15 protein-coding genes and 1 pseudogene are annotated in these 18,236 nt (G+C 61.0%); 12 read left to right on the top strand and 4 right to left on the bottom strand.

Annotated features, from left to right (window positions below; genetic code table 11):
• Positions 1 to 36: 36 nt before the first annotated feature.
• Complete coding sequence (gene queG, locus AC097N_RS07325; RefSeq protein WP_479580381.1) at positions 37 to 1,080, bottom strand: tRNA epoxyqueuosine(34) reductase QueG; 1,044 nt, start codon at positions 1,078 to 1,080, stop codon at positions 37 to 39.
• 27 nt (positions 1,081 to 1,107) lie between these two features.
• On the opposite strand from queG, the gene tsaE reads away from it, so the two are divergent.
• Both tsaE and AC097N_RS07335 read left to right on the top strand, forming a co-directional pair.
• On the top strand, positions 1,108 to 1,650 hold the full coding sequence (tsaE, locus tag AC097N_RS07330) for a tRNA (adenosine(37)-N6)-threonylcarbamoyltransferase complex ATPase subunit type 1 TsaE (RefSeq protein ID WP_479580239.1): 543 nt from the start codon (positions 1,108 to 1,110) through the stop codon (positions 1,648 to 1,650).
• On the top strand, positions 1,647 to 3,026 hold the full coding sequence (locus AC097N_RS07335; RefSeq protein WP_479580240.1) for an N-acetylmuramoyl-L-alanine amidase: 1,380 nt from the start codon (positions 1,647 to 1,649) through the stop codon (positions 3,024 to 3,026). The genes tsaE and AC097N_RS07335 overlap by 4 nt, the downstream gene beginning before the upstream one ends.
• A 21-nt stretch (positions 3,027 to 3,047) precedes the next feature.
• On the opposite strand, the pseudogene AC097N_RS07340 reads toward AC097N_RS07335, so the two are convergent.
• Positions 3,048 to 3,640 (bottom strand): annotated as a pseudogene (locus tag AC097N_RS07340) (nucleoside/nucleotide kinase family protein).
• Between the two features lie 192 nt (positions 3,641 to 3,832).
• On the opposite strand from AC097N_RS07340, the gene AC097N_RS07345 reads away from it, so the two are divergent.
• From AC097N_RS07345 to AC097N_RS07355, 3 genes are all read left to right on the top strand, one after another.
• On the top strand, positions 3,833 to 4,822 hold the full coding sequence (locus tag AC097N_RS07345) for a substrate-binding domain-containing protein (RefSeq protein WP_479580241.1): 990 nt from the start codon (positions 3,833 to 3,835) through the stop codon (positions 4,820 to 4,822).
• Positions 4,823 to 4,940: 118 nt separating this feature from the next.
• Positions 4,941 to 5,900, top strand: a complete 960-nt coding sequence (locus tag AC097N_RS07350; protein ID WP_479580242.1) for an ABC transporter permease — start codon at positions 4,941 to 4,943, stop codon at positions 5,898 to 5,900.
• Positions 5,900 to 6,688, top strand: coding sequence for an ATP-binding cassette domain-containing protein (locus AC097N_RS07355; protein WP_479580243.1), 789 nt, complete (start codon positions 5,900 to 5,902; stop codon positions 6,686 to 6,688). The genes AC097N_RS07350 and AC097N_RS07355 overlap by 1 nt, the downstream gene beginning before the upstream one ends.
• A 27-nt stretch (positions 6,689 to 6,715) precedes the next feature.
• Here AC097N_RS07355 and AC097N_RS07360 read toward each other — a convergent pair whose 3' ends face one another.
• Positions 6,716 to 7,363, bottom strand: coding sequence for a VTT domain-containing protein (locus AC097N_RS07360; RefSeq protein ID WP_479580244.1), 648 nt, complete (start codon positions 7,361 to 7,363; stop codon positions 6,716 to 6,718).
• A gap of 80 nt (positions 7,364 to 7,443) precedes the next feature.
• Here AC097N_RS07360 and mutL point away from each other — a divergent pair, with 80 nt between their 5' ends.
• Both mutL and AC097N_RS07370 read left to right on the top strand, forming a co-directional pair.
• Entirely contained in the window at positions 7,444 to 9,381 is a 1,938-nt protein-coding gene (gene mutL, locus AC097N_RS07365; protein ID WP_479580245.1) for a DNA mismatch repair endonuclease MutL, read from the top strand.
• Entirely contained in the window at positions 9,382 to 10,797 is a 1,416-nt protein-coding gene (locus AC097N_RS07370) for an MATE family efflux transporter (protein ID WP_479580246.1), read from the top strand.
• 11 nt (positions 10,798 to 10,808) lie between these two features.
• Here the strand turns inward: AC097N_RS07370 and AC097N_RS07375 are convergent, their stop codons facing one another.
• Entirely contained in the window at positions 10,809 to 12,161 is a 1,353-nt protein-coding gene (locus tag AC097N_RS07375) for a coiled-coil domain-containing protein (RefSeq protein ID WP_479580247.1), read from the bottom strand.
• Between the two features lie 267 nt (positions 12,162 to 12,428).
• Here AC097N_RS07375 and AC097N_RS07380 point away from each other — a divergent pair, with 267 nt between their 5' ends.
• The 5 genes from AC097N_RS07380 (at position 12,429) to AC097N_RS07400 (ending at position 18,235) form a co-directional block, all read left to right on the top strand.
• Positions 12,429 to 13,763 (top strand): sigma-54 dependent transcriptional regulator, encoded by a 1,335-nt coding sequence (locus tag AC097N_RS07380; RefSeq protein ID WP_479580248.1) that lies wholly within the window; start codon positions 12,429 to 12,431, stop codon positions 13,761 to 13,763.
• Positions 13,764 to 14,232: 469 nt separating this feature from the next.
• Entirely contained in the window at positions 14,233 to 16,530 is a 2,298-nt protein-coding gene (locus AC097N_RS07385) for a hypothetical protein (RefSeq protein WP_479580249.1), read from the top strand.
• Between the two features lie 66 nt (positions 16,531 to 16,596).
• The gene (locus AC097N_RS07390) at positions 16,597 to 17,001 is read left to right on the top strand and encodes a hypothetical protein (protein ID WP_479580250.1); all 405 of its coding nucleotides are present in this window, start codon (positions 16,597 to 16,599) and stop codon (positions 16,999 to 17,001) included.
• A gap of 3 nt (positions 17,002 to 17,004) precedes the next feature.
• Entirely contained in the window at positions 17,005 to 17,691 is a 687-nt protein-coding gene (locus AC097N_RS07395) for a C39 family peptidase (protein ID WP_479580251.1), read from the top strand.
• A gap of 13 nt (positions 17,692 to 17,704) precedes the next feature.
• Complete coding sequence (locus AC097N_RS07400; protein WP_479580252.1) at positions 17,705 to 18,235, top strand: hypothetical protein; 531 nt, start codon at positions 17,705 to 17,707, stop codon at positions 18,233 to 18,235.
• Position 18,236: the final 1 nt, after the last annotated feature.

Below are 18,236 nucleotides of genomic sequence, written 5' to 3' on the forward strand. Positions count from 1 at the left end.
ATAGCTACTACCGCACGTTCCACCTTGGCTAGAGGCCTATTTATTATATATTTCAAGTGCCCAGACGATGTGTTCGCGCACCAGTGCGCTGGCATCATTCAGGCGTGAATTCAGGGCATTGACCAGCGCCGGGTCGGGCGCCTGCCGCAGCGCGTTGCCCATGGCTACGGCCACATTGCGCAGCCAGCGTTCATGCCCGATGCGCCGGATCGGGCTGCCTTCGGTGAAACGCAAAAAGTCGTCTTCGGTCCAGCCAAACAGGGTCACCAACTGGCTGCCCGCCAAACCTTGTCGCTCGTCAAAGTCAGGCAAGGCGCTGCGCTGGGCGAACTTGTTCCAGGGGCAGGCCAGCTGGCAATCGTCACAGCCATAGATGCGGTTGCCGATCAGCGGCCGAAACTCCGCAGGGATCGGCCCGGCATGCTCAATGGTCAGGTAAGAGATGCAGCGCCGGGCGTCGAGCTGGTGCGGCGCGACGATGGCCTGTGTGGGGCACACGTCCATGCAGGCGCTGCAACTGCCGCAGTGGCCGGACACCGGCTCGCTCAAAGGCAGCGCCAGGTCCACATAAATCTCGCCCAGAAAAAACATGGAGCCCGCCTCGCGGCTGAGCAGCAAGGTGTGTTTGCCGCGCCAGCCCTGCCCGCTGCGCGCAGCCAGTTCAGCCTCCAGCACGGGTGCGGAGTCGGTGAACACGCGGTGGCCAAACGGCCCCAGTTCCGTGGCGATGCGGTCGCTCAGGCGTTGCAAACGCTTACGCAAAACCTTGTGATAATCCCGCCCACGGGCATAGACTGACACGATGCCCTCGGTGGGCCGGGTCAGCCGGTCAAACTCCACGGCCTGCCAGTCGTCGGGCGTACTCGCAGGCAGGTAATCCATGCGGGCAGTGATGACACTCACCGTGCCCGGCACCAGTTCGGCGGGCCGCGCGCGCTTGAGGCCGTGAGCTGCCATGTAGCCCATGTCACCATGAAAACCACGGGCCAGCCAGGCCGATAATCCTGCCTCCGATGACGACAAATCCACACCGGCCACGCCAATTTGGGAGAATCCAAGCTCCCGGGCCCAGGCCTGAATTTGGGACACCAATTGCTTACTGTTGATATGAGTGCTGAAGTGGGTCACACGCCGATTGTAAAAAGTATGCTCTGGCCCGATGAGACGGCCACGCAATTGTTTGCCGCCGCCCTGGCGGTGCAGCCTGCGCTGCGCCATGCCTTTATTGAATTGCACGGCGACCTCGGTGCCGGCAAGACCACGCTGGTGCGCCACCTGTTGCGCGCGCTGGGGGTGCAGGGCCGCGTCAAAAGCCCCACCTACGCGGTGGTGGAGCCCTATGAGCTGCCCGGCCTGAACATCTGGCACTTTGACTTTTACCGCTTCAGCGACCCGCGGGAGTCCGAAGACGCGGGCTTTCGCGACCTCTTTGCCAGCCCCGGCCTCAAGCTGGCCGAGTGGCCTGAAAAGGCCGTCGGCTTCATCCCCCGGGCCGATCTGGTCATTCATCTGGAGGCGCTGGACGATGACGCCCGCCAAGTCACGCTGACGGCGCAAACGCAGACCGGCATCACCTTGCTGGCAGCCACCGGGCCGGGCCTGTCGCAGACGCAACGTGGGCAGGATGGTCCGCCAGGAGCCCGCCCATGAAGCGGCGCAGCCTGCTGCAGTCCGGCGCCGTGGTGCTCTTGCTGGGCACGCAACACCTGGCCCGCGGCGCCACGATTCTGGCGGTGCGGGTGTGGCCTGCGCCCGAGTATTCCCGGGTCACCATTGAATCGGATACCTCGCTCAAGGCCAAGCAGTTTTTCATCCCCACGCCGCCGCGCCTGGTGGTAGATGTCGAAGGCATCGAACTCAATCCGGCCTTGAAGGAACTGGTGGCCAAAGTCGGGGCGGCGGACCCCACCATTGCCGGCATTCGCGTGGGGCAAAACGGCCCGGGTGTGGTGCGCCTGGTGGTGGATTTGAAGCAACCTGTGACGCCCCAGGTTTTTACCCTGGCGCCGGTGGCGGCTTACCAGCACCGGCTGGTGTTTGATCTGTACCCGACCCAGCTGGTGGACCCGCTCGAAGCCTTGATTGCCGAGCGGTTGAAAGACGTCGCACCGACCCCGGCGCCCGCGGATGCCCTGGGCGACCTCATCGCCCAACATGCCCACAAGCCCGGCCCCAAAGCCGATGCCACCGAACCCAAAGCGGGCGTAGGCAAATCCCCCGTTGCTGCACAATCGATAGCTACTCCCGCACCATCCACGGGGGCCAGAGGCCAAAATGATTCAAAAGAACCGGCCAACATCACCGACCGCCTGATCATCATCGCGCTGGACCCCGGGCACGGCGGCGAAGACCCTGGCGCGGTCGGCCCCGGCGGTACCCGCGAGAAAGACGTGGTGCTGCGACTGGCGCACCGGCTACGCGACCGCATCAACGCCACCACGATCAAGGGCAACACCATGCGCGCCTACCTGACGCGCGATGCCGATTTTTTTGTCCCCCTGCACGTGCGGGTGCAAAAGGCCCAGCATGTGCAGGCCGACCTGTTCGTCAGCATCCATGCCGATGCCTTTTTTACCCCGCGTCCGCAGGGCGCCAGCGTCTTTGCCCTGAGCCAGGGCGGCGCCTCCAGCACGGCCGCACGCTGGATGGCGGCCAAGGAAAACAAAGCCGACCAGGTGGGCGGGCTCAACGTCAAGGCCAAGGATGCCCAGGTCAAGCGCATGTTGTTTGACATGAGCACCACGGCCCAGATCAACGACAGCCTGAAACTCGGGGGCGCCATGCTGGGTGAAATCGGCCGGGTAGGCAAGCTGCACAAAGGCAAGGTGGAGCAAGCCAGTTTTGCGGTGCTCAAGGCACCGGACATTCCCAGCGTGCTGGTGGAAGCCGCTTTCATCAGCAACCCCGACGAAGAAGCCAAGCTCAACAGCGACGAATACCAGGACCAGCTGGCCAGTGCCCTGATGCGTGGCATTGAGCGCTATTTCTCCAAAAACCCGCCACTGGCCCGCAACCGCACGGTGTAGGTACCCGGCTTCGTCAGCCGCTCAGTCCCACGGCACCATCACATCGGCCCGGTGCCGGGTTTGCGCAATGCGCATGGCGTTGGGCTCATCGGTCTGGCGCATCCAGTCCAGCGCTTGCGCCCGGGTCCGGCCAAAGCGCATGTGGCGCGCCAGCAGGCGCTCGTGGCGCAAGGCCTCGTCCACGTACCACATCTCGTCCACCACGGGGCGCACACCGGCCCACGGGCCGTCGTCAAACAGCAGGTAATTACCTTCTGTGATGATCAGCGGCGTTGTGGACTCCACCGCAATGGCTCCCGCAATCGCCTCTTCCAGGTCACGCCGGAAGTCGGGGGCGTAAAGGGTGTCGCCTGCTGCCTGCGTCTTGATGCGGCCCAGCAGGTTCACAAAGCCGGCACTGTCAAACGTGTCCGGCGCACCTTTGCGCCCGGCCCGGCCCAGACGGGCCAGCTGAACATTGGCAAGATGAGCGTGTCATTTGGAAAAGCCGCCACCAGCGCCTGCGCCAGGGTCGACTTGCCCGCACCGGGCGGCGCCACAAGGCCCAGAATTTTGCGCTGCCCCGAGGCAAGCAGGCGGTGTACGCGGTCCAGACAAAGAGAAGAGAGGGTCATGGTGGTCCTTGAATTACTTTCCGGAAATACATACTTATTTGCAGTTTATTAGGGTTTTCCATAACTAAAGTAACTTGATTTAGTAACTTGTTTGGGAATATAGTCCAGTCGCGCTCCAACGTAAAGCGTAAAAATCCGGGGCTCACAGCCCTTTTAGCAAAAATCGATCGCCATCCCTTGAGGAGACTTCTCATGAAAAAATCCACCCAAACCCTGATGCTTTCTGCCTTGGTGCTTGCGACGTCCAGCGTCTTCGCGGCCGAGCAGCCCATCATTGGTCTGATCACCAAGACAGAAACCAACCCCTTCTTCGTGAAGATGAAGGAAGGCGCGCAAGCCGAAGCCAAAAAACTCGGCGCCAAGCTGATGAGCGCATCGGGCAAGAAGGATGGCGACACCGCCTCCCAGATCGCCGCCATTGAGAACATGACCGCCCGTGGCGCCAAGACCATCCTGATCACCTCCTCTGGCGATGCCATCCTGCCCGCCGTGAAAAAGGCCCAGGAAAAAGGCGTGCAAATCATCGCCCTGGACAGCCCGTTTGACGGCGCTGACGCCCTGTTCGCGACCGACAACTACCAGGCCGGTATCCTGATTGGCCAGTACGCCAAAGCCGCCATGGCGGGCAAGCCTGCCAAGATCGCCATGCTCGACCTGTTCCCCGGCCACCCCGTGGGCGCGCAGCGTCACAACGGCTTCATGAAGGGCTTCGGCTTGGCCGCGAATGACGCCAAGTCCAACGAGTTGTCCAAGACGGCCGAGACTGTTTGCGCCGGTGACACCGACGGCAACCAGGCCAAGGGCCAGACCGCCATGGAAAACTGCCTGCAAAAAGATCCCACCATCAATGTGGTTTACACCATCAATGAGCCAGCCGCTGCCGGGGCCTACAACGCACTGAAAAAAGCCGGCAAGGAAAAAGGCGTTGTGATCGTGTCGGTGGACGGCGGATGCGCCGGCATTGCGGACGTGGGCAAGGGCGTGATCACCGCGACCTCGCAACAATACCCCCTGAAGATGGCCGCCATGGGCGTGGCTGCAGGTGTTGAGTACGCCAAGGGCGGCAAGAAGGCCAGCGGTTATGTTGACACTGGCGTGACCCTGATCGCCAACAAGGCTGTCGCGGGCGTGGACAGCAAAGACCTCAAGACCGGCACCGCTTTGTGCTGGGGCAAGAAGTAAATTGACACGGGCGTAAGCCCTGTTGAACCCAAGCGCCCGGCGCGTCTGCACTGCCAGCCACGCCGGGCCTTTTCTCCATTTTTTTCATGCGCTTTCGCGCGCCAACCGGTAATTCCAAATGGCAACGAATTCTCCCAAACACATTCCCTGGGCCATGCTGGGTCCCTGGCTCGCCCTGCTGGCGGCCTGCGTGTTTTTTGCCACGCAATCCGACCGCTTTCTGACCGGTCAAAATCTCTCCCTGGTACTGCAACAGGTGATGGTGGTGGGTCTCCTGGCCATCGGCCAGACGCTGATCATCCTGACCGCTGGTATTGACCTGTCCTGCGGCATGGTGATGGCCCTGGGCGGCATCGTCATGACCAAATTCACCATGGACCTGGGCATGCCTCCCTACCTGGGCGTGTTGTGCGGCGTGGGCGTCACCGCGGCCTTTGGCCTGCTCAATGGCCTGCTCGTCACCCGCGTCAAACTGCCTTCTTTCATCGTGACCCTGGGGACGATGAACATCGCCTTTGCCATCACGCAAATTTATTCGGAAGCGCAGACCGTCAACAACCTGCCGGACTCCATGACCGCGCTGGGCAACACCTTCAACATAGGTGACACGGCGATTGCCTGGGGTACGGTGGTGATGGTGCTGCTGTACGTGCTGGCCTGGCACCTGCTGCGCGACACGGCCTCGGGCCGCCACGTCTATGCCGTGGGCAACAACCCTGAAGCGGCACGCCTGAGCGGTATTTCTGTCGAACGCGTGCTGCTCGGTGTGTATGTGCTGGCGGGTGTGCTGTACGGCATTGCGGCCATGCTGTCGGTGGCTCGCACTGGTGTGGGTGACCCGCAGGCCGGCCAGACCGAGAACCTGGACGCCATCACCGCCGTGGTGCTGGGCGGCACCTCGCTCTTTGGTGGGCGCGGCGTCATCCTGGGCTCGCTGGTGGGCGCGGTCATTGTGGGCGTGTTCCGCAATGGCCTGACCCTCATGGACGTGCCCTCTGTCTATCAAACCCTGATCACCGGCATTCTGGTCATTCTGGCCGTGGCCGCCGATCAACTTTCACGCAAGGGAGCACGCTGATGAGCACCCCCCAAATTATTCTGAAGGCCACCGGGCTGATCAAACGCTACGGCGGTGTGACGGCACTCGATGGTGTTGACTTCGAGTTGCGCGCGGGTGAAATCCTGGCGGTGATTGGCGACAACGGTGCGGGAAAATCGTCCCTCATCAAGGCGCTGTCGGGCGCCACCATTCCGGATGAAGGCAGCATCGAACTTGATGGCAAGGCCGTGCGCTTTCGCTCCCCCATCGATGCGCGCCGCCACGGCATTGAGACGGTTTACCAGGACCTGGCCGTGGCGCCCGCCATGTCGATTGCCGAGAATCTGTTTCTCGGGCGCGAATTGCGCAGGCCCGGCGTGCTGGGCAGCGTGTTTCGCTCGCTGGACAAGAAGAAGATGCTGCACGAGGCCATCACGCGCATGAACGACCTCAAGGTCGGCATTCGCTCCATGACGCAGGCGGTGGAAACCCTCTCAGGCGGCCAGCGTCAATGCGTGGCCGTGGCGCGCGCTGCCGCCTTTGCGCAGCACGTGGTCATCATGGACGAACCCACCGCCGCCCTGGGCGTGAAAGAAGGCAACATGGTGCTGGAGCTGATTCGCCGGGTGCGCGACAAAGGCCTGCCGGTGATTTTGATCAGCCACAACATGCCGCATGTGTTTGAGGTGGCGGACCGCATTCACATCCAGCGTCTGGGTCGCCGTGCGGCGGTGGTCAACCCCAAGGTCATCAGCATGAGCGACACCGTCGCGGTGATGACCGGGGCCAAAGCGGTGGAAGACCTGCCCGCCGAAGCCCTCGCCTGAACGGCGTTGACCGGGGCCTGTGCACTACTACATCTGCACAGGCTTGCGGCGTGACTTCCAGGCGCCAAAAGCCACCAGCAGACCTGGAATCAAAATCATCGCCCAGATGATTTTGTCCAGGTGGGCCTTTACAAACGGAATGTTGCCAAAGAAATAGCCGATGGTGATGATGCCCACCACCCACAGCGCACCGCCGGTGATGTCATAGAAGGTAAATTTGGCCCGGTTCATCTTGGCCACACCCGCCACAAATGGGGCGAAGGTGCGCACAAATGGCATGAAGCGCGCGGCCACCAGCGTGACGCCACCGTAACGCTCATAAAAATCATGCGCCCGGTTGAAGGCGGCCTTGTTGAAGAATTTTGAGTTCTCCCACTTGAACACGCGAGGCCCAAAGTGGCGCCCCATCGCATAGTTGGACTGGTTTCCCAGCACGGCAGCGGCCAGCAACAAGCCCACCGACAGCGGATAACTCATCAGCCCCACGCCACACATGGCACCCACCACAAAAAGCAATGAGTCTCCCGGCAAAAACGGCATGACCACCACACCGGTTTCCACAAAAATCACCAGGAACAGCAGCGCATAAACCCACAAGCCGTAGTTGCTCACAAAGGCCTCCAGGTACTTGTCTACGTGGAGGATGAAGTCGAAGATGAAGGTAATGATTTCCATGGGGCAGGATTATCCCTGCTCACAAGAAAGCCCCGTGACGCATGAGGGGCCAGCGCACGGTATCTATCTAAAATGGTTCAGTGAACGCTATTCTTTCCCCCGCCCCCCGCCGCCCCATCCGTGAACTGCCCGACGAGCTGATCAGCCAGATTGCCGCCGGTGAGGTGGTGGAGCGCCCCGCCTCGGTGGTGCGCGAACTGGTGGACAACGCGGTGGACGCGGGCGCCACGCAGATCACGGTGCGGCTGCTGGCAGGCGGTGTGCGGCTGATTTCGGTGGAAGACAATGGCATGGGCATCCTGCGCGAGGAGCTGCCGATTGCCTTCAAACGCCACGCCACCAGCAAGATCAGCAACCTCTCGGACCTGGAATCGGTGGGCACGATGGGGTTTCGGGGTGAAGCGCTGGCCGCTATCAATTCAATAGCTGACTGTGCAATACTATCAAGGGCTACAGGCCAAAACAGTGCTTATTTACTGGATGGCCGCACGGGGGAGACCCAACCCGTGGCGCGCAGCACCGGCACCACCGTTGAAGTCAAAGAGCTGTTTTTCAGCACCCCGGCGCGGCGCAAGTTCCTGAAAACCGATGCCACCGAGCTGGCGCACTGCGTGGAGGCCGTGCGCCGCCACGCGCTGGCGCGGCCTGATGTGGGCTTTGCCATCTGGCACGAGGGCAAGTTGGTGGAGCAGTGGCGCCGCAGCGAGAGCCAGGCCCACGCGCTGGCGGCGCTGGAGCAGCGCCTGGCGGATGTGTTGGGCACCGATTTCGTGGAGCGTTCGGTGTGGGTCGATTACAAAACCAGCACCAGCCGCCCCGACAACACGCCGCAGGTGCGGGTGTGGGGCCGTGCAGGCATTCCGGACGCTGCGCGCTCGCGGGCCGACCAGCAGTTTTGCTACGTGAACGGCCGCTTTGTGCGCGACAAGGTGCTCACCCACGCCGCTCGCAGCGCCTATGAAGACGTGCTGCACGGCCACCGCCAGCCGGTCTATGCGCTGTACATCGAGATTGAGCCCACCCGGGTGGACGTGAACGTGCACCCCACCAAGATTGAAGTGCGTTTTCGCGACAGCCGCGAAGTGCACCAGGCCGTGCGTCACGCCGTGGAAGACGCGCTGGCCGCACCACGTGCCGCCCTGGCCGCGGCGTCGGCCCATGCAGGCAGCGCGGACGCCACAGCCGCAGAATTTATGCCAAATAGGGCTGTAGCGCCCATGTACTCTGCGCAACCAGCTATTAATTTCGGAGCAAAAAGCGGACACCACGTCAGTGACCTGGGCGCGCTGTGGGGTGCAGGCGGGTCAACGGACACCCTTGCGGCAACGCCCGATGCGTTCGGTCCATCAACCTACCGTGCGCCGCCTGCCGCCACTGCGGTGGCCACGGATTTACCCCCCGGCGACTGGCCGCTGGGGCGGGCCCTGGCCCAGCTGCAAGGCATCTACATCCTGGCCGAAAACACGCAGGGCCTGATCATTGTGGACATGCATGCCGCGCATGAGCGCATCGTGTACGAGCGGCTCAAGGCCCAACTGGAAGCCACCTCCGGCAACGCAGGCGGCTCCGGACGCCCAGGCATCGCCAGCCAACAGCTTTTAATTCCAGCCACCTTTGCCGCCACCCCGCAGGAGGTCGCCACCGCCGAGGGAAGTGTGGCGGTGCTGGAAACCCTGGGCATGGAAATCACCCCCTTCTCCGCCAAAACGTTGGCCGTGCGTGCGGTGCCCACCACGCTGGCACAAGGCGACGCCGTGGAGCTGGCCCGTGGTGTGCTGGCCGAACTGGCGCAGCACGACGCCAGCACGGTCATCCAGAGGGCTCAAAACGAGCTGCTGGGCACCATGGCCTGCCACGGCGCCGTGCGGGCCAACCGGCGCCTCACGCTGGACGAGATGAACGGCCTGCTGCGCCAGATGGAAGCCACCGACCGCTCCGACCAGTGCAACCACGGCCGCCCGACCTGGCGACAAATCACCATTCGCGATCTGGATGCCCTGTTTTTGCGTGGGCGTTGAATGCCCACGCTGTACACCCTGCGCCGACTGTCATCCCCCGATCTCCGCGCCCAAACCCGTTCTGAAGCCCGCGCCCTGTGGCTGCTGGCCTGGCCCATCCTGATCGGCCAACTCGCCAACGTGGGCATGGCCGTGGTGGACGTCGCCATGGCCGGGCACGCCTCGGCACAGGACCTGGCCGGGGTCTCGCTGGGCGTGTCGATCTGGAACATGGTCATCATCACGCTCATGGGGGTCATGATGTCGATCAGCCCGATCGTGGCCCACCACGTGGGCGCACGCGAGTTCACGCAGGTGCCGTCCGTGGTACGCCAGGCCCTCTGGAAGGCGTTAGGCGTGGGCAGCATCGCCTTTGTTTTCGCCAACGTGTCGACGCTGGTGTTTGACCACCTGGCGCTGGAGCCGCTGGTGCGTGACATGGCCAAGGACTTTGTGCACATCACCAGCTTTGCCCTGCCCGCCTTCGCCTGCTACCGCGTGCTCTACGGCTACAGCACCAGCCTGAACCAGACCAAACCCCTGATGATGATGGCCCTGGGCGCCCTGCTGCTCAATGGACTGGTCAACTGGTTGCTGGTGTTTGGCAACCTGGGCTTTCCGCGGCTGGGCGGCCTGGGCTGCGCCTGGTCCACCCTGCTGTGCGTGTGGTTCAACCTAACCGGTTTGCTGTGGTGGATGCGCCGCTCGAGCGCCTACCACAGCACCTGGCCGTTCGAGCGCTTTGAGTGGCCCCACTGGCCGCAGGTGCGCGGTTTGCTCAAACTGGGTCTGCCCATCGGCGTGACCTACTTTGCAGAGACCAGCGCCTTCAGCCTGATTGCGCTGCTGGTAGCCAAGTTTGGCAGCACCCAGGTGGCGGCGCACCAGATTGCCCTGAATTTTTCTTCGCTGGTGTTCATGGTGCCCCTGAGTCTGGGGGTGGCGATTCTGACCCGGGTGGGTCAATCGCTGGGCGCCGGTGACCCTCTGGCGGCACGCTTTCGCGCCTGGGTGGGCGTGGGCACGGCGCTGCTCTGTGCCACCGTGACAGCCGCCTTCATGGCGGTCTTCAACCAGCAGATTGCAGCCGCCTATACCAATGATGAGACCGTCGCCACTGTGGCGGCGCACCTGCTGTTTCTGGCCGCGATCTTCCAGCTGTCCGATGCCACGCAAGTGGCGACCAGCTGCGCCATACGCGGCTACAAGGTGACGCGTTCGCCCATGGTGATTCACCTCACTGCGTTTTGGATCTTTTCTTTGCCACTGGGTTACGCGCTGGGCATCGCACCGGCGTGGTTGCCGTGGGTCCCTGCCCAGCCGATGGCCGCGCAAGGGTTCTGGATTGCCCTGGTCGTAGGCTTGACCGTGGCTGCAGTGGGGCTCACAGGCCTGTTGCGTTACGTGGCAAGACAAAGGCTGAGGCGTTGCCCTTGATGCACCCCGCGTCAAAACGTCATGGGAAGGCGCACAGTCAGCGAAACATCGGGCGTATCACGCGTGAGGCCCGCACCCACTGACACGTTCAAGGTGGTCTTCTTGCTCAGGCGGTAAGAGTAGCCCAGGAGCAGGGTCGCCAACTGGGTGCGCACCGAGCCGGCCGTCACCGCCCCATTCAAACGGGTGCGGCCCACCGAACTGTGGTCATACCCCACGCTGAACGATGCCTTTTCATTCAAGGCCAGGCCCATCCCGAAATTGAAGCCCACCGTGTCGCCCGGGGCCACTGTGCCCAGGAACTCGGAGCCACCATCTCGCACCATGCGGCTCACGTTGTCACGTGCAAAGGTGTGCGTATACGTGATACCGCCAAAAAACACGGCAGGATCCGACGGGTACAACACCGTCAATCCCACTTGGGCCGAATAGAAGCCGGAGCCGGTTGGCAAATCAAGCGGCAGGCCCGTGCCGGTGACATTGGTGCCCACGCAGCGGGGCGAGCAATCGGTCACGACCTCAAAGGGATCCTTGCCGGTTCTGGTTTTCAGCCGCAACGAGCCGATGTAAAAGGCCTTGTCAATACCGCCATCGTTCAACTGGTAACGGGCACCAAACTCGATATCGCCCATGTGCATGCCATTGGTGGAGAAAACCCCCTCGGCAGACGAACCAACAAACAGCTCGCGGCTCACAGACGCATCCGTTCTGTACACATAGGGCGCCCGAACCTCCAGCTCAAGCCGGTTGGTAATACCAAAGCGGGCCGACAGGGCGGCCGTCATCGTGTTGCGTTTGATCTCACGCACATCAATCAAGCCAATCAACAGGGCCGGAATGATGGTGTAGCCCACCAGCGCCACCCGGTTGCTGGACGAATAGCCGTATTGCACCGAGGGCTCAAGCACATAGTGATTAGGCTGCGTCAACACACCGGGTTGCTCAAAAATAGGTGCGACCTCAGGCGGACGTCCATCAGACCCGGGCGACTGCCCCACCGGTGCAGGGTCTTTTACCGGGGCCTGGGCCACTTGCTCCGGGTCACCCACCTTGCCAGCGCCGCGCTGCATAGCCAGGACATCCCATGCCACCGTGCCGCGCAACTCACTGAGGACCGTTTGTTGCTGCGCCACCTGCCGCTCAAGCGCTTCAATCAACGCACGTTGTTCAGCAAATTGCTTTTGCATCGACTGCAATTGCACGAGCAGCCTTTTTTGCTCGGTCAACTCTTGCGTCAACGCATCCAGGCGCGCCTCCAGCCCTTGACTCGGGACCACAAGAGACTGGGCATGCGCCATCCCACCCAGGAACAACAAGACTGCGCAACTCACCACACGAACCGCGGGTAACTTCACATTGGCCATGACTCAATTCTCCGATTGACTGCTCGATCAAAAAGTCTCACTCCCACGGAATGAGTGTTGAAGATGAACTCCATGGCCATGTTGACAAAAATCAAGAAGGAAGTTCAGTGCCGTTCGACGCGCAAAGCCTGGGAAGTGACAAATGTCAAGGCAAAAAATTGGGGGGCCGCTACGCTTCGAGCCGGGTCATACAGACAGCGCCCGAAGATCTGAAACTTTCAGCTGTTGGATCCGAAAAATAGTCAGGGAAGATCAAAGGAATTGCAGATGCCGCTTCGAAAGCTCTTGAGCGTCTCGCTGGGCGATCTCTCGCCCATGGGCGCGCCGTCCATGCTGCAAACATCCTGGGATGTTTGCACCGTTCATGACCTTCAGGCCGCGCGCAGAGAGCTGAACCATCAGCCCTTTCACGTTGGATTGCTGTTGATTGACAGTAGCGGTGATGCCGAGATCGGCGCCATAGACGCATTGCTTGAAGCCTACCAATCGACCCAATGGGTTGCGGTGCTGCCTGCCGATGCCATCCAGCGCCCGGCCTGTCGAACGCTGATTGTTCAACACCTCTTTGACTTCCACACGTGGCCTATTGACCCCTTTCGCATCAACCATACGCTGGGCCATGCTTTCGGTTATGCCGAGTTAAGCAAACGCCCTGATGTGCAGACAGCAGGCAAGCGGGACATGGCATTGGTCGGTCAAAGTGTCGCCATCCAAAACCTGCGAAAGCAAATCGCCAAGGTTGCACATGCCAATGCCCCCGTTCTCATCTGGGGAGAAAGCGGCAGTGGCAAAGAGTTGACAGCACATGCCATACACAACCATTCGACCAGGGCGAATGGACCTTTCATTGCGGTGAATTGCGGCGCCATTCCGGCCAGCCTGATTCAGTCAGAACTCTTTGGTTACGAGCGGGGTGCATTCACAGGCGCCGCCAAAGAAAAAAAGGGGTTGATCGAATCTGCGGCAGGCGGGACTCTCTTTCTGGATGAGATTGGCGACTTGCCGCTTGAACTTCAAGCCAACCTGTTGCGCTTTCTGCAGGAAGGCACCATCAGCCGGGTGGGCTCTTCGCAGAACATCAAAGTGGATGTGCGGGTCATTGCGGCCTCTCATATGTTTCTTGAAGAAGCCGTGAAGATGGGGCAGTTTCGCGGAGATCTGCTCTACCGGCTCAACGTGCTCCCGTTGTCGGTTCCTGCCTTGCGGGAAAGAAAGGAAGACCTGGAACTGTTGGCTGCCCACTTTTTCAAAGTTTTCGTGCACGACAAGAGTCCCCGACTCACAGGCTTCAGCACTCGGGCCCTGCTTGCGATCAAGGCGCATAACTGGCCTGGCAATGTTCGTGAGCTCATCAATCGCATCCGCCGGGCGATGGTGATGTCTGAGGGCCGCCTGATTACCCCCGAAGACCTGGACCTGGAAAAACCAGCGCCCCCACGTAACGGTGAAGCCCTGGAAGAAGCCCGCATTCGCGCCGAACGCGATGCCATTCACGTTTGTCTGCAAGGCAGCGGAAGCAATGTCACCCGCGCCGCCCGCGATCTCGGCGTATCCCGCATGACGCTGTATCGGCTGATGGAGAAACACGGCATCAGCTCGTGAGTTTCCCCGGGCATTGAGTCCCTCGTTGCGTTCAATTTCCCGCCTGAAGTGACTTGCCTGCGGAGCTTGCCGTGGCTGCGTGCGCACGCCTGAAAAAAAACAGGCCGAGTGTCACAACAATGAGACACCCAAAAGACACGACCAACGGACTCGATGTGGCCCGCCCTCTATTGAAATCAACGGTGAAATTTCGTCGTTTTTGCGCAATCGCAAACAGTTACAGGTCACATTGAAAAAGACCTGTAACGAAGATGTGACATGTGTGAACGGGATCGGGCAATTCTTGTCCGGGAAAGACCTGAAATTATTCTATTTTCAACAACAAAGAAACAAAATTCTCCTTATTTATCAAGCACTTGAAAAATGGCAATTGGGTGCTGGCATCAAATTTGCCATGTATCCGGTGGATTGGCGTCGTACGTGCGCCGAGCCATGCAAATCTCAATTGGTAATTTCTCAAGGAGCTAACATGAAAAAGACAATTTTGGCATCGGCTGTCGCAGTTGCTTTTGGTATCGCGGGTCAGGCGATGGCAGATACAACAAACAACAACAACGCCGATGTGGCGGGCACCAACACCCAGACTGCCACCGCGAATTCGGATCAGTCTGCCACCACGGGCGCTTCGGCGAACGAGTACTCCTCCGCGAATCAAAACACGGGCAACAACAGCAGCACCAACAATGCGGATCAGAACAACAACAAAAGCTCAAACACGGATAACACGGACCAAAACTCCAACAAGAGCGTCAATAACGCGGATCAAAACAACAACAAGTCGACGAACAATGCTGACTTGAACAACAACAAGAGTGTCAATACCAACAACACGGATCAGAACGCCAACAAGAGCGTCAACACCAACAACACCGACCAGAACTCCAACAAGAGTGTCAACAACGCAGACCAGAACAACAACAAGTCCAGCGGCAATGCCGATGCGACGGCAACTGGTTCAGCGGCGGCCAACAATGGGGGGACAGCCAATGCCAATGCGTCCAACGCCTACAACAACAACACAGCGAATGCGACCAGTAGCCTCAATGGCACGGTCTCAGGCAACACTGTTAGCGGCATTGGCAACACGGTAAGCAACAGCGGCAATGCCAATGGTGCCGTCGGTGCGGTCGGTCAGGGTGGTGCAGGCACGGGTGGCAGTGCAACCGGCCAGGGTGGCGCCGGGGCAACGGCCACTGGCGGCGCGGGCGCCATGGGCGGCGTGGGCGGCAGTGCAAGCAATGGCAGTGTGTCCAATGGAAGTGCCTCCAATGGCTCCAACACCTCTGGCATGGGCGGTGCGGGCGGCAATGCAGCTGAAGCGCACAGCATGGCCGGTGCAGGTGCTGCAGGCGGTTCAGGTGGCGCGGGTGGTGTGGCGGGTGCAGCGAGCGGCGGCGCAGGAGGCAATGGTGGTGCCAGTGGCAGCACAACGGGCGGCATGGGCGCCGCCAGCGGCAACACAACGGGTGGCATGGGTGGCACCAGTGGCAGCACCACGGGCGGCATGGGCGCCGCAAGCGGCAGCACCTCTGGCGGCTCAGGTGCCTCCAGCGGTAGCGCCACCGGTGGCCTGGGTGGAAGTACCGGCGCGGCCACGGCCGGCACGGGCGGCAACGGTGGCGGCACAGGCAACGCCACTGGCGGCTTGGGTGGCAATGGCGGTTTGGGTGGCAGCGGTGCCGCAAGCGGTACAAGCACGGGCGGCGGCGCGGGCTCGACGGCCAGTGGCGGCGGATCCAACTCCAATGCCGGAAACTCGGGCACCAATGGCGGCTCACTCAGCGCAGCCGGTGGTAGCCAGGGTGGATCACAAACCGGCGCCAACGGTGGTAACGCCAATGGCGGAACCGGCCCACTGCCAGCAGGCGCTGGCGGCACGGCCAGCGGCGGCGGTAACTCTGCCGATGGCAATGCAGGAACAGGTGGCGGCGGCAGCACAGCGGGCGGCACCAGCAGCTCTACCGGCGGCGCCAGCAGTGCCAACACCGGCAGCGGGACAGCAACTGCCGGCGCAGGTGGAAGCGGCGCAGGGGGCTCCGGTGCAGCCGGTGCAGCGGGTGCAGCCGGTGCAGCGGGCACGAACACAGGCGCAGCCGGTGCAGCCGGTGGAAATGGCGCCAGCGGGACCGCCGGTTCAGGTGCGGCAGCCACCAGTGGTACAGCCGGTTCGGGCGCGGCAGCTTCGAGCGGCGCAGGTGGCGCCGGTGCGGCAGCCTCCAGTGGTGCAGCCGGTTCGGGCGCGGCAGCTTCGAGCGGCGCAGGTGGCGCGGGTGCGGCAGCCTCCAGCGGTACGGGCGGTACAGGTGCGGTCGGGGCAGCGGGCAATAGCACGGGCGGCGCAGGCGCAGCGGGCGCAGCGGGCGGCAATGGCGGTGCCAGCGGCACAGCGACCAACAACGGCGGCACAGCCGGTGCGGGTGGCAGTGCAGGCAGCGGCGACGCCACCAATGGCAGTGCGACCAACGGTAACTCTACAGCAGGTGCTGGCGGTTCTGGTGGCGCCGGTGGTGGCGGTAACACAGGCGGCTCTGGTGGCGATGGTGGCACCGTCGCTGGCGGCGTGGGCACCGGTGGTGTGGGTAACGGGGGCGCAGGCGGTGCCGGTGGCAACCTGAACCTGAACGCAGGCACCTTCAACATGTCCAACGTGATGACCAGTGTTGGGCAGTCTGCGGCCGGCATCATGATTGCGGCTCAAAACAGTGGTTTGAACGCGCTGGTACAACAAAGCGTCAATGTTCAGTCCAACCTGAGCCTGGGTAAATAAGCAGACGGGCTGGTCATCGGGTCATTCACATCTCACCCGATGACCAGCAGTTCAATGGAGTACCGTATGCAATCCAATATCAAACTTTTGAGAGTCATCGTGGCGCTGGCGGTTGGTACGTCCGGGACCTCGCTGGTGGTTGGCGCTGCGCTGGACGATCGACCGCAAATAGCGGAAAGCGTGATGGACATTCCCATGGAGCAGGAGCTTTTAACGCCCGTATCCGGACTGGGCACACCGATGGCCAGCACAGAACTCAAGAGCTACCGTGGTGGCTTTGATCTGGTCAAAAACGACATGCAGTTGAGTGGAACAGTGGCCAACAACGCTGCATCCAATGTCATGTCCGGCAGCAACTACATCACCGATGGCGCATTCACCAATTCAGCGGGTTTTCCAACCGTTATTCAAAACTCAGGCTCCAACGTTTTGATTCAAAACGCCACCATCGTCAACCTTCAGATGCAATAAGCCATGAGGACCCTACCCTTACTGGTTCTGGCTGGCTTGTTGGCGGTGAGCGCAAGCGCGCAGGCTGATACGGTCGAACTCTCGGGCATTGGCGGCGCAAGGTACACGGTCAAAATTACCAGCCTCAAAGAAGCACGCTTCAATGCAACGACACGTCAGCAATACGACTTCAGTTGTGGCTCCGCGGCAGTGGCAACATTGCTCACGCACCACTACAACTACCCTGTGACAGAGCAAGCCGTTTTTGAAGAAATGTTTGCACGCGGTGATCAGGAGAAAATTCGCCGTGAAGGTTTTTCATTGCTGGACATGAAAACCTATCTGGGCGAACACCAATTTCAAGCGGACGGGTTCGAACTGCCTTTGGTCAAACTGCTGGAATCAGGTTTGCCCGCCATTGTCCTGATTGCGGACAATGGATACCACCATTTTGTGGTGATCAAGGGAATGCGCGACGGGCGCGTTTTAGTGGGTGATCCGTCCTCTGGCACACGCGCTGTATCGCAAGAGTCCTTTGAGTCAAATTGGGTGAACAAACTTCTTTTTGTCATTCATAACAAGCAGGCCCAGGCCAGGTTCAACATGGCCGCCGACTGGCAGGTTGCACCACGCGCACCGTTAACTTCAGGAGTCAACCTTGAGGGTCTGGGCACCGTGACATTGGGAAAATTTGGACCAGGTGATTTTTAACGGATCAAACATCATGAATCCGCCTTCATTCAAACCGATCGGTGTGTGCGTCCTGCTATTGGCCTACCATGCTTGCCATGCCGACGGGCCAGGGCTTGTGACCAATCCACCCTCCTGGTCATACGACTGGACTGCTGTGAGCGACGAACAACTGGATAGCTTGCGTGGTGGCTTCGATACAGGACAAGGCCTCACCGTCTCATTTGGCATCATCAGGAGCGTCACAATCAACGGTGATGTGGTCAATCAAACCAGCTTCAACCTGCCCGACGTGACAAGAATAACGCCAGATCAGGCCCGACTGGCCAGTGCCGCGATTTCCGAGTCTGGCATCGTGCAAAACGGTCTTGGCAACACCATCGACCCCGCCATCAAGTCGCAGTTGCCTTCGGGGGCACTGGTCGTGCAAAACAGCTTGAGCGAGCAGAACATTCAGACCTTGACGGTCATCAATGCCAGCGTGAACAGCTTGAGTCTGCTGAAATCAATCAACTCACAGGCCACACTCAAAGATGCCTTGCTGGTGCCATTAGGTACTCGCTAGT

The sequence above is a fragment of the Rhodoferax sp. LS1R11 genome, assembly GCF_056521395.1.

What these genes read in the sequence shown, in the direction of transcription:
- AC097N_RS07360 (WP_479580244.1), bottom strand. Translation starts at nt 7,363, where the DNA reads ATGGAAATCATTACCTTCATCTTCGACTTCATCCTCCACGTAGACAAG.
- AC097N_RS07385 (WP_479580249.1), top strand. Translation starts at nt 14,233, where the DNA reads ATGAAAAAGACAATTTTGGCATCGGCTGTCGCAGTTGCTTTTGGTATC.
- AC097N_RS07370 (WP_479580246.1), top strand. Translation starts at nt 9,382, where the DNA reads ATGCCCACGCTGTACACCCTGCGCCGACTGTCATCCCCCGATCTCCGC.
- AC097N_RS07335 (WP_479580240.1), top strand. Translation starts at nt 1,647, where the DNA reads ATGAAGCGGCGCAGCCTGCTGCAGTCCGGCGCCGTGGTGCTCTTGCTG.
- AC097N_RS07375 (WP_479580247.1), bottom strand. Translation starts at nt 12,161, where the DNA reads ATGGCCAATGTGAAGTTACCCGCGGTTCGTGTGGTGAGTTGCGCAGTC.
- AC097N_RS07345 (WP_479580241.1), top strand. Translation starts at nt 3,833, where the DNA reads ATGAAAAAATCCACCCAAACCCTGATGCTTTCTGCCTTGGTGCTTGCG.
- AC097N_RS07395 (WP_479580251.1), top strand. Translation starts at nt 17,005, where the DNA reads ATGAGGACCCTACCCTTACTGGTTCTGGCTGGCTTGTTGGCGGTGAGC.
- AC097N_RS07355 (WP_479580243.1), top strand. Translation starts at nt 5,900, where the DNA reads ATGAGCACCCCCCAAATTATTCTGAAGGCCACCGGGCTGATCAAACGC.
- tsaE (WP_479580239.1), top strand. Translation starts at nt 1,108, where the DNA reads ATGAGTGCTGAAGTGGGTCACACGCCGATTGTAAAAAGTATGCTCTGG.
- AC097N_RS07380 (WP_479580248.1), top strand. Translation starts at nt 12,429, where the DNA reads ATGCCGCTTCGAAAGCTCTTGAGCGTCTCGCTGGGCGATCTCTCGCCC.
- AC097N_RS07350 (WP_479580242.1), top strand. Translation starts at nt 4,941, where the DNA reads ATGGCAACGAATTCTCCCAAACACATTCCCTGGGCCATGCTGGGTCCC.
- AC097N_RS07400 (WP_479580252.1), top strand. Translation starts at nt 17,705, where the DNA reads ATGAATCCGCCTTCATTCAAACCGATCGGTGTGTGCGTCCTGCTATTG.
- AC097N_RS07390 (WP_479580250.1), top strand. Translation starts at nt 16,597, where the DNA reads ATGCAATCCAATATCAAACTTTTGAGAGTCATCGTGGCGCTGGCGGTT.